Raw genomic sequence first — 11,978 nt, forward strand, 5'->3', positions numbered from 1 at the left:
GATGAGCCTATTCCAACCTGTGTTCAGCGAACGAAGCAAAGCAGACGCAATCTATACCCACATCATTCCGGCCGGGGACGGCTGGCTGCATGACCTGCTTCCCGGCCAGATCCTGCGGATCGTCGATGTGGAGGGCAATCAGGCGGTCGATACGCTGTTCTACTCCACCGGGGATCCTGGCGATCACTACAGCGCCGTGAAGACCATCGCGCAGCAGCGCAATCTGTATCTGACTGCAGGCTCTACACTAGTCGCAGAATCCGGACGGGAGCTGGTTCAGATCACCGCCGATACCTGCGGCAGACATGATACGATCGGCGGTGCCTGCTCCGCTCAGAGCAACACGGTGCGTTATGCCCATGACACGCTGCCGATGCATAACTGCCGTGACACCTTCATGCGGATGCTGTCCAGCCGAAGCGAGTATAGCAAGCGGGAGCTTGCGCCTAACGTGAATTTTTTCATGAACGTGCCGGTGACGCCGGAGGGCCAGCTAACCTTCGCCGATGGCGTATCCGGGCCCGGGCGTTATGTAGAGATGGTCGCGCTATCCCCTGTTACCGTGCTCATCAGCAACTGTCCGCAGCTGAATAACCCTTGCAATGCCTATAACCCTACTCCGGCGGAAGTCATCGTCTGGGATACGAATGGAGGCGAAGCTCATGTTTAACAAAGTACTGATTGCTAACCGCGGAGCCATCGCCGTGCGCATCATCCGCACATTGCGCTCCATGGGAGTCGCCTCCGTGGCTGTGTATACGACGGCAGACCGGGACAGCCTGCATGTCGAGCAGGCGGATGAAGCGGTATGGATCGGAGACGGACCGGCCAAGGACAGTTACCTGAATGCCTCGCTCATTCTGCAGACGGCGCTGGAGACCGGAGCGGAAGCGATTCATCCCGGCTACGGATTTCTGAGCGAGAACACGGAATTCGCACGAGCTTGCGCCGCTCGCGGCATCACCTTCATCGGACCGACGCCCGAGCAAATCGAGCTGTTCGGCCTGAAGCATACCGCGCGCGCCATCGCGGAGCAGGCTGGAGTTCCGCTGCTGCCCGGCACCGGGCTGATCTCGGACGCGGAAGAAGCCGTTCGCAGCGCCGGAGCTATCGGCTACCCGGTCATGCTGAAGAGCACGGCAGGCGGAGGCGGGATCGGGATGCGGATCTGCGCCGATGAGTCGCAGCTGCGGCAGGCTTTTGACTCGGTCACGAGGCTGGCGGCTGCTAACTTTAACGACGGCGGCGTGTTTCTCGAAGCCTACATTGCCCGGGCCCGGCATGTCGAGGTCCAGATCTTCGGCACGGGCAGCGGCGAAGCCGTTGCGCTCGGCGAGCGGGACTGCTCCGTACAGCGACGCAATCAGAAGATCATCGAAGAAACACCTGCCCCACTTCTCCCTGCGGACATCCGGACCAGCATGCTGGAGCATGCCCGGGGGCTTGCACTCACCGCAGGTTACCGCAGCGCTGGGACGGTCGAGTACTTATACGATCCCGAACGTCAGCAGTACTACTTCCTAGAAGTGAATACGCGCTTGCAGGTGGAGCATGGCGTAACCGAAGAGGTATTGGGTATCGACCTGGTCGAGTGGATGATCAAGGAAGCGGCCGGCGAGCTGAGCAGCCTCCAGGAGCTAATCCGTCAGCCTGCCGGGCATAGCCTGCAAGTGCGGCTCTACGCCGAGGACTGCCAGCATGATTTCCGCCCGAGCACCGGCCGGATCGATCAGATCCTCCTGCCGGACAACACCCGTGTGGAAACCTGGATTCAATCGGGTCTGGAGGTCACACCACTTTACGATCCTATGCTGGCCAAGATCATCGTTCATGCCGACACCCGCGAAGCGGCCATTCGGCAGATGATCGCCGCCCTGCAAGAGCTGCGCGTCTACGGCCTTGCCAACAATCAGTCTTATATAGAAGCTTTTCTGCAAACGTCGGCTTTCGGGGAGGGCCGGGTATATACCACGATGCTTCAGACCTTCAGGCCTCGAGAGCATGCGATTGAAGTGCTGGACGGCGGGGTACAGACGACCGTCCAGGACGATCCCGGACGGGTCGGCTACTGGGATATCGGCGTTCCGCCTTCGGGCCCGATGGACCGGCTTGCTTTCCGAACGGGCAACCGGCTGCTGGGCAATGCCGATGGAGCGGCGGGACTTGAGATGACGCTGCGGGGCGGTTCCTTCCAGTTCCGAGACGATATCGTATTCTGCCTGACCGGAGCGGATATGGGAGCAACGCTCGATGGCGTGACCGTTCCGCTGTATACGCCGGTGAAGGCCTCCTCAGGAGCCGTGCTCTCTCTCGGCGAAGCTAAGGCCGGCATGCGGACTTATCTGCTGGTGGCGGGAGGGCTGGATATGCCACTCACCCTGGGCAGCGCAGCTACCTTCACGCTGGGCGGATTCGGAGGTCACGGAGGCGGCGCGCTCCGTCCGGGTTCTGTTCTGGCTGTTCAGAGGAGCGGCGTGACTACGCCTCCTCTGGGTTTAGCTGCCTCTTCCCGCCCCGTGCTCGCCAAGGAATGGACCATCGGCGTCATTCCCGGACCGCATTGCACCGAAGAATACCTGCTTCCGGCTTATCTGGAGCAGCTGACGCAGACTTCCTGGGAGGTGCATTTCAACAGTTCACGAACAGGTGTTCGATTGATTGGTCCAGCACCACTTTGGGCTCGGGAGGACGGCGGTGACGCTGGCCTGCATCCTTCCAATATTCACGATAACGCCTATGCGGTGGGCGCGCTTGACTTGACCGGAGATATGCCGATCCTACTCGGACCGGACGGGCCGAGTCTCGGAGGGTTCGTTTGTCCTGTCACGACGGCCACGGCAGAGCTGTGGAAGATTGGCCAACTGCATCCCGGCGATACGGTCCGGTTCATGCTGATTTCGGTCGAGGAAGCCGAAGAGCTGCGGCTGGAGCAGGAGAACTATTTGACCCGATTGGGCGATGCGCCCGTTCTCCCTTCCCTCCCGGCCGTATCCCGGGGCGGCTATACGCCGCTGATCGCCTATGAGGAAGCGGGACGCCGGTTTCCGATCGCTATCCGCTGCTCGGGCGATGAGAACCTGCTGATCGAATATGGCGAGCGGGAGCTCGATCTGCTGTACCGCTTCCAGGTCTATGTCCTGATGGAGGAAATCCACAGCAGTGGCCGTATCCCGTTCGTCGAGCTGACACCAGGCATCCGTTCCCTGCAGATCCATCTGGACCCGTCCAAGATGACGGTGAAGGAAGCGGCGGCCATCGTACTCGAGATGGACCTCAGCTTGCCTGAGCTCGGCTCGATCGAAGTGCCATCCCGGATCGTGAAGCTTCCCTTGTCCTGGGATGACCCGGCCACCCAGCTGGCGATCGAGCGGTATCAGCAAAATGTCCGCCCGGATGCTCCCTGGTGCCCGAGCAACCTGGAGTTCATACGCCGGATGAACGGACTGGGGTCACTGGAGGAGGTCGCAGAGGTCGTCTTTAACGCTTCGTATCTCGTCATGGGATTAGGCGATGTGTATCTCGGCGCGCCGGTAGCGGTCCCTCTCGATCCGCGTCACCGGCTGGTGACGACCAAGTACAACCCCGCCCGAACCTGGACGCCGGAGAATGCCGTCGGCATTGGCGGAGCGTATCTGTGCGTGTATGGCATGGAAGGTCCCGGCGGCTATCAGTTCGTCGGCCGCACCGTGCAAATGTGGAACAAGCACCGCTCTACGCCGAATTTCGAAGCTGGGAAGCCATGGCTATTACGCTTCTTCGATCAGATACAGTTTTATCCAGTCTCTGAGAAGGAGCTGCTTCAGATGAGAGAAGATTTTCCTCGGGGCGACTTCCTTGTAGATGTAGAGGAAACTACATTCCGTCTGGGAGACTATCTGAAGTGGACCGACAGCATTCAGGACGGAGCCTCTCTATTCCGCCAGCAGCAGCAAAGCGCCTTCAAGCAGGAGCTTGCTTATTGGAAGGAACTCGGCATCGCCGAGCATGTCTCCGAGCCTGAGCCGCCCTCCGCTCTACAGCAGGAAAGCTTGCCTGCCGGCAGCTCCGGCGTGAACAGTTCGATGTCCGGCAGCGTGTGGAAGGTGCTGGTCACCCCCGGCCAACAGGTGCGCAAGGGTGAAGTGCTAGTCGTGGAAGAAAGTATGAAGATGGAATTCCCGCAATTCGCCCCGTTCGACGGCGTCATCGCCTCCATCTATGTTGAGGCCGGGGACGAAGTCAGATCCGGGGACTGCCTGGCAGCCATTTATCCATTAGAGGAGGCGACCGCCTGATGTCGATGTCATCCGTACCGTTGGAGTTATCTATAGAAGCTTTGCAGCAAGGCTACCGCCGGGGCTCGTTTACGCCTGAGGACGTCGTCCGTGCTATTGTAGACCGGGCGAACCGCGACCTGGAGATGCATATCTGGATTCTGCCGCCGTCGGTGGAACGCATCGCCCCTTATCTGGAGCGGCTTCAAGAGCTTGATCCTGCGGATTGCCCGCTGTGGGGTATTCCCTTTGCCATTAAGGACAATATCGAGGTAGCGGGCTGGCCGGTCACGGCCGCCTGCCCGGACTTTGCCTATACGCCGGAGGCGCACGCCTCGGTGGTGGAACGGCTTATTGCTGCCGGAGCCATTCCGGTCGGGAAAACGAATCTGGACCAGTTCGCCACCGGGCTGGTCGGCACGCGGAGTCCCTACGGGGACACGCATAACGCGCTGCGTCACGAGCTGATCAGCGGAGGCTCCAGCTCCGGATCGGCCGTAGCGGTAGCACGGGGTCAGGCGGCCTTCGCACTCGGCACGGATACAGCCGGCTCAGGAAGGGTGCCTGCTGCCCTGAACCGGCTGATCGGCTACAAGCCGGCCGTGGGAGCTTGGCCTTCACGCGGGGTCGTGCCGGCTTGCCGCAGCATCGACTGCGTCACGGTCTTCACCCGCAGCGTCGCAGATGCGGAGGCCGTGGATCAGGCCGCTCGCGGCTGGGACCAGGGCGATCCGTTCTCGCGGGACCGTCCGCTGAAGCGTAGCGCTTCGCCGGACGCTTGGCTGCTGCCGAAGGAGCCGCCCGCTTTCTACGGGCCGTTCGCCGAGGCGTACGAGCAGGCCTGGCAGGAGACCCGGCAGAGGATCCAGAGCCTCGGCGTCAAGATCCGGGAAGTCGATACGGAACTGTTGCTTGAAGCCGCCGCCCTGCTGTACGAAGGCCCGCTGGTCGCGGAGCGCTGGGCGGACCTCGGCTCCTTCGTGGAGCGCCATCCCGGGGCGACGCTTCCGGTCACCGAAGCTATTCTGCGCTCCGGCACCCGGACGGAGTTCGACGCATCCTCTCTGTTCCGCGCTCAGCACCGGCTGCAGACCATCAAGCATCTGACAGCCGAGCTGCTCCGGGGCTCCGTGCTCGTGCTGCCGACCTGCGGGGGGACCTGGACCCGCGAGCAGGTCGCTACGGATCCGATCGCCACCAATCGCAGCATGGGCCAATTCACGAACCACTGCAACCTGCTGGATCTCAGCGCCATCGCGGTGCCTTCTGTCGATGCCGCCGAACGGCTGCCCTTCGGCATCACCTTGTTCACGCTGGCCGAGGAGGAGGCTAACCTGGTTCCTGCCGCCAATCTCTTCCTGCGACAGCAGGAGTTCATAACCGTCGCCGTGTGCGGACTGCATATGCGAGGACTTGCCCTGGAGCCTCAGATGACGGGGCTAGGTGCCTTCTTCCTGGAGGAAGCCGCTACGGCGGAGAGCTATGAGCTTTACAAGCTCCCCACCTCGCCGGCCAAGCCGGGGCTTGTCCGCACTGTGGAAGGCGGCTCATCGATTGCGGTGGAGCTCTGGCAGATACCGGCTGCGTCCTTCGGCACCTTCACCGCCTCTATCCCCGCTCCACTGGGGATAGGGAAGATCGAGCTCCGCGACGGGCGGCTCGTGTCGGGCTTTGTATGCGAAGCTTTTGCTGTGCAAGGCGCCGTAAACATTACCTCTTTCGGCGGCTGGCGGGCAGCGGTTCAGTCGTAACCGGATATCTCAAGGATGAGCGCAGGCATGCGTTTCATCCTTTTTTTACATCTCAACCTATTGGATACGATGCTGTGCCCTTTGCTTGAATTCCGGCGCCTGTGCTATCATGGAAGTTCAATTTGTCTTATTCGCAGATCATGATATGAGGCCCTCCACCCTCTTTACTGCCAACTTAAAAGGAAAGGTGATCAAACCATGATGACTTTTAGTCGCATTGCTATCATGAAGCCCCCGTTTCCCTAGCTAGGCTCATCGTTCGATCGGTTTGAACTATAAGCCTGTAGGAGGGCAAATCCATGATGAAAAACGTTGCAGTACCATCTTTACTATTGATGATTGTTCTTGTGGCATTTCCACAAATCAGCGAGACGATCTACACCCCGTCATTGCCGGATATTTCAGCAGTTCTCGGTGTCTCCAGCAATGACGTGCAGCTTACCTTAAGCCTCTACTTTGTCGGATTCGCGTTGGGCGTGTTCGGGTGGGGCTGGCTTTCGGATCGTATCGGTCGCAGACCCGCTATGCTTGGCGGTCTCCTGGTATACGGGCTTGGAAGCCTGATGTGCTTGTATTCCGAGTCTATCTCTATGCTGCTTGTGAGCCGTTTCATCCAGGCCTTTGGAGCCGCTACCGGATCGATCATTACTCAAACGATTCTTCGTGAAAGTGTTTCGGGACAGAAACGGCATGCGATGTTCGCGCAAATATCTGCCGTCATTGCTTTTACACCGGCTGTAGGGCCGCTGATTGGAGGATGGATCGATCAAGCGCTGGGCTTCCGTGCGGTTTTCTTCAGCCTTGTGGCCATGAGTGTCTTCTTGCTGATCTATGCCTTTCTTAGATTGCCGGAAACAACCGATGTATCCAAGAGGAACAAGGTCGCGATTCTTCCGATTCTGAAAAGAATGCTGGCGTTACCGCGTGTCCTGGTGTTCGGGTTACTCATCGGGGGCATCAATGGCATCTTATTCAGCTACTATGCGGAAGCTCCCTTCATCTTTATCGAACACTTCCGAGTCTCCCCGGGGGTGTATGGTTTGCTCGGCGTGATCGTCGCCCTGGCCTCGGTCATTGGTGCCATGGTGTCGAAAAGACTGTTGACCGTCCAAGCTCCAGAGAAAACCATTCATAACGGTTGTCTGGTGATGACGGCTGGGGCTTTCCTGCTCACCATCGTTAGCAGTCTGGATAGCCTTAACATGCTGCCCGATCTCGCCGTATCCATGGGCATGCTGCTCACGGTGTTTATCCTGCTGTTAGGAGCGGGCATTGCACTGCCCAATTGCTTGAGTTTGGCGCTTGTCCGTTTTCAGGATGTGGTAGGAACCGCAGGTGCTGTGTTCAGCTTGGGGTACTACTTGCTGGTGAGTTTAACGACATGGGGCATGAGTGCGCTTCACAACGGCTCACTGATGACCATGCCTTTGTATTTCCTAGGAATAAGCGTTTTCCTGTGGCTTTTCAGTAAAAAGTTCATTACCCAGGAGTAACATGCTTACTCATTTGCACTAAAGGAGATGTGAAGCGGGGCGTTGACCATCTTCGTTATAAGCAAACAAGCAGCTAAGTCTGGTCTTCCAGGCTCTACGCTGCTTGTTTTTTTATGGCTTGGCTTGTTTGCTATAGCTTGATTTATATACCGGCTACCCTTCCCAGCTAACCTCCACATACCACGTATACGTCTCCCCCGCCCCTACAGTGGCGGAAGCTCTCTGATCCATCGCATCAGCCAAGTCGTCCAGAAATCCAGTTGCCGGCTCCAACGCCAGATGATACTGGCCCAGATAACCGCCATAGTTGGCCCACACCGAGAGATAGGGCACCTTCTCCACAGGAAAGGACAAGGTGATGCCCTCCCGCTTCCGCGGATCGTACAAGGAGGCTTTGCCCTCAGGCAGCGTGCCGGTGAAATAAAATTTCTCCGCCGTCCGCTCCTGCCCGCCTCCGGTCCTGTTCAGCCGAAGATCAGGATCGTGCCGATCCGGCTGCGGCCATGACAGCCGTGTTCCCCTGGTCCCCAAGCGGCCGCCTTCTGAAAAGGAAACCGCTATTTCGTCAAGCCCCTCGGGCACTCGCACCTCCATGCCTTCTTCGATGTGGAATAACGGATGAGCCGCCCACAGAAAGGACAATGGGAACGGACTCTGATTCGTCACCGTATAATCAATCCGCAGCCGGTCCTCCGCGGAAAACGAATACGTTTTATCCAAACGGTAAGGCAGCCTTACTCCTTGAACGCTGCAATGAAGCTGACCCAGTGACGCCTCGGCTTGCCAAGGTATGGACCACACCTCTCCATGATCGGGAAGAGCCGTCTCCATCCAAGGATGCTCCGGGTACCGGCAAGCATTGATCGTCGGAAACATCTCATCCCACCCGCTTCCGTCGCTGGAGGCGAATGAACTCCCATAGCCGCTATTGCCGAGCGGTCTATCTGCGCGAGCACGAGACAACCACTCCCGGCCCGACAGCCGGTTCTGCAGCGAAATCATCTTGGCGCCCAGCTCCGGGAGCAGCGTGACCTGCATCGCCGGGGTCCGCCCGGTCCATGCGGCATACCCATCGACCTTATGAAGATTCCATGTCATAGTCATTCACGCTTCCGAGCAAAGCAAGAGATGCTGCGCTGCTCCCTGATGATGGGGCTCAAGCTCAAGCGCCTGCCGGAAATGCTCCTCCGCTTGCTGAAGCTTGCCCAGTCCCAGATGGCCAAGTCCCATCATATAATGACAGTGAAGCTGATTTCGCTTGGTCAGATCGTCGTCGAAGACGAGAAAATCCGGCAGCGATACGGCGAAGTAATCGAGCCCAGGCTGATCGAACAGATGCTTTTCTCCATAATCCACAAGCTTGTTGAATCGGCTTCTCGCCTCACGCTCCTTCCCGAGCTTGCGAAGGGCAGCTCCTTGATAGAAAATCATGTGCGGAGGCTGATCGTTGTAATACATGGCGCTGGCCGGCTCATCCAATCCTTCCGATGCCTTCAAGAAAGCCGCCTCCGCTTCGCTGTCTAAGCCCAACTGCTCATAGGCAATCCCCAGATAATAATCAATATTGTTCTCCTGGGCACCTTCCAGCTTGCCTTCATTCACATTAAGCGGATACTGTTTAGCCTCGAGCAGCTGCCGTACCGCCTCCTCGGCGTCTCCCTGGCTCAGCAGACGCTTGGCGATTTCGACACGGGCCAGCACATATTGGGCCGGCACCTTGCCTTCTCCACCCTCCCACGGGTGGAAGTTCCGGCTCAGGATCAGACGGAGCGCTTCTTCATGCCGGTCCATCTGATTATGCAGCGTGATATATTCCAGGAACAGATCATCGCGCAGCTTGACCGGCCCCAGATGCTTCTCCAGGTCCTGCAAACGGGCTTCCGGCGCGTAGCCGAGCTTTTTATATAGCTGATCCAGTTCATAGAAGACCCGTGCGTCTGAAGTGTTTCGTTCGAAAGCGGCCTGCAGTGCCTGCAGCGCCTGCTCCGGCTGATTTCTCTTGTTGTAATAGGCCAGCGCGAGATTGCGAAGCGGCGTGGCAAAGCTGCTATCCAGCTCAACTGAGACTTCCCAGCAAGAGATGGCCTCCTCATGCCGCTTCTTGTCATACAGAAGATTGCCCAGATAGTACAGCGCCTTGGCGTCCTCTGGCTGCAAGGCTGTCGCCTGCTTCAGCACCGCATAATCATGGAGAGAATTCGGGAAGCAGTAGATCGAGTCTGCCTTAGCCGCCAAGTCATAATACAGACCGGCTTTAGTCGGATCTCCCAGCTTCAGGCTGTAGCTGGCTTGGTAATAACGGATCATCGGATACACGTCCGTCCGGTTCAGGCCCGCGATCCGCTCCAGGACAGCCAGCGCTTCCTCATAACGACCGGCATCGGCGTAATCCTGTGCCAGAGCCATGTAGTTATGGGCATCATCCCGCATCAATACCGTCAGGTTCTCCTGCGCCTCTAGGGCATCATCAGGACGATCCAGCTCCTTATAGATAATGACGAGCTCCTGGCTGGCGCTGAATTCCATCGGATCGAGCCCGATAGTCTCCAGCGCCAGCCATTCTGCCTCCTCCAGCCGTCCGAGCATTCTCAAGACGACGCTTTTCAGCATACGGGCCTGGTAATGACGGTATTGCACGTTCAGCGACCGTTCGATCAGCTCAAGCGCCTCTTCGTACTCCTGCTGCTCGCACGCAATCTGTGCCAGTGCGAAATACCCCGCTCCTTGCCACGCCGCCGACCATACCGATTTGTAGAAGGCTTCATATGCCTCCTCGAGCCGGCCCTGCCATTTCAGCGCCAGGCCCAGTTGATAGAATGGCTCGGTGTCATACGGTCTCGCGTTATGACGCGTCAGCGTTTCGATGGCCTTGCGGAAGCAAGCTTCGCTTTGCTCGAAGCAGCCCCGGCGCAGCAGCAGCCGACCGTAGGCATTGTTCAGGCGAATGTCCCCAGGGTCCCGCTTGAGGCCTTCCAGGTAATACGCCTCCGGCTCATAAGTCGCATGGCGGTACTGCTCCAGGTGAAGGCCCGCCAAGTAGAGCGCTTCCGTGCTTGCCAGCTTCTCTGGAGCCCCGATGGCTTCTGCCGGATCGGGAATCTGCTCGATTCCTTTCGGCTTCGGCCGGTAAGCGATCAGTTCCTTGCCCTGAGAGGACAGTACGAGAACCTGCAGTTCTTCGTCCCGCACATTTTCACCCAGCTCGACCTCAGCCAGGAACGGCTCCACCGGGGACAGTCTTACCGTCCGGTCCAGACAGATCTCCCCCGCTCTCTTCAGCAGGATGCGTGCCTCTTCGTACACGGAAGTCGCATAGGCCTGAACGGTCGCTCGCGTACCTACCACCTCCAGATTCACGGCCGCCTCGATCGAAGCGTTCTTAACCATCCCGATCTGCTTGTACGGCATGAAATACTGCTTGAAGCTTTTCTCCTCGTAAGGCTGCAGCCAGGTGAAATCCGGCTGATTATCTGTATACACCCCGGTCATCAGTTCGATATACGGCCCGTCCTCATCAGTCAAGTTGCGGTCCCAGGCTTGCCCGAATTCCCCGTGTCCCCAGGTCCACTGCTTCTTCCCCGGAGAAACATGCTTGTTCGCGACATGCAGCAGGCCAGCATTCACGCCGTGATCATAGCCGCCGACAAAGTTATAGTCGGAATGGTAGGCCATGTAAGAGGTCGGCACCGGAATGTTGCGGTATTTGGAAATATCTACGCCGGCCGAGTAGTCCATTTTATAGTAGGTACCGGTTGCGATCGGGAATTTGGACACATCCCGCTTCCCATGATCGAAGACAGCATGCACATCCGGCGGAAAAACAGACTGCGTGTCGTCGTTGACCGCGACAGCCGGGTTCGCCCACCACAGGAACGTCTGCGGCTGCGGCGTACGGTTGTACAGCTGAGCCTGGATTTCCAGGTACGCTTTGCCCGGATACAGCGTAAAGCCTGTCGATACCTTGGTTCCGTACATGCGGTCGATCTCTCCCACCCATACCGTCTTGCTTCCGTCCGTATTCGTCTCCACTTTGTATTCCACAGGTCCAAAGGTATTTGGACGGTGATGCTGGGGCCAGTTAAACTCGATGCCGCCGGAAATCCACGGTCCCGCCAGACCCACCAGCGCCGGCTTAATCACCTGATTGTGATAGACAAAATCATAGTGATTGGTCTTATCGATAGCCCGGTAGATCCGACCGCCAAGCTCCGGCATGATCTGGATGGACAGATACTCATTCTCCAGAAACACGATGCGGTAAGGCTTCTGCACCTTGTCATCATAGATCTTGTCGATCACCGGCAACGGATATACCCGTCCTGAGCTGCCCTGATAAACGCGCTTCTCCAGAAACATCGGATTGGCATCGGGCTTTCCGACCTCATAAGTGGGAAGGTCTACTGTCTCTTCCCAAACCTTCACTGCTTCTTCAGTCTGTATCGTTTTGACCATATCAGCTCATCCTTTCTTCACTTGAACAT

At 58.1% G+C, this 11,978-nt stretch carries 6 protein-coding genes; 4 read left to right on the top strand and 2 right to left on the bottom strand.

Annotated elements, in window-relative coordinates:
• Nucleotide 1 precedes the first annotated feature (1 nt).
• From WMW72_RS13385 to WMW72_RS13400, 4 genes are all read left to right on the top strand, one after another.
• Entirely contained in the window at nucleotides 2-670 is a 669-nt protein-coding gene (locus tag WMW72_RS13385) for an urea amidolyase associated protein UAAP2 (RefSeq protein ID WP_341415979.1), read from the top strand.
• The gene (uca, locus tag WMW72_RS13390; protein ID WP_341415980.1) at nucleotides 663-4,274 is read left to right on the top strand and encodes an urea carboxylase; all 3,612 of its coding nucleotides are present in this window, start codon (nucleotides 663-665) and stop codon (nucleotides 4,272-4,274) included. Before WMW72_RS13385 ends, uca begins: the two co-directional genes overlap by 8 nt.
• Complete coding sequence (locus tag WMW72_RS13395; RefSeq protein ID WP_341415981.1) at nucleotides 4,274-6,004, top strand: allophanate hydrolase; 1,731 nt, start codon at nucleotides 4,274-4,276, stop codon at nucleotides 6,002-6,004. Before uca ends, WMW72_RS13395 begins: the two co-directional genes overlap by 1 nt.
• Nucleotides 6,005-6,306: 302 nt before the next feature.
• Nucleotides 6,307-7,497: a multidrug effflux MFS transporter gene (locus WMW72_RS13400; RefSeq protein WP_341416028.1), complete on the top strand. Its 1,191-nt coding sequence runs from the start codon at nucleotides 6,307-6,309 to the stop codon at nucleotides 7,495-7,497.
• A 153-nt stretch (nucleotides 7,498-7,650) separates the two neighbouring features.
• Here the strand turns inward: WMW72_RS13400 and WMW72_RS13405 are convergent, their stop codons facing one another.
• Both WMW72_RS13405 and WMW72_RS13410 read right to left on the bottom strand, forming a co-directional pair.
• On the bottom strand, nucleotides 7,651-8,601 hold the full coding sequence (locus WMW72_RS13405; protein ID WP_341415982.1) for an aldose epimerase family protein: 951 nt from the start codon (nucleotides 8,599-8,601) through the stop codon (nucleotides 7,651-7,653).
• Nucleotides 8,602-11,949, bottom strand: coding sequence for a DUF5107 domain-containing protein (locus WMW72_RS13410; RefSeq protein ID WP_341415983.1), 3,348 nt, complete (start codon nucleotides 11,947-11,949; stop codon nucleotides 8,602-8,604).
• Nucleotides 11,950-11,978 lie beyond the last annotated feature (29 nt).

It is taken from the genome of Paenibacillus filicis, from assembly GCF_038070315.1.
GTDB classification, from domain to species: domain Bacteria; phylum Bacillota; class Bacilli; order Paenibacillales; family NBRC-103111; genus Paenibacillus_G; species Paenibacillus_G filicis.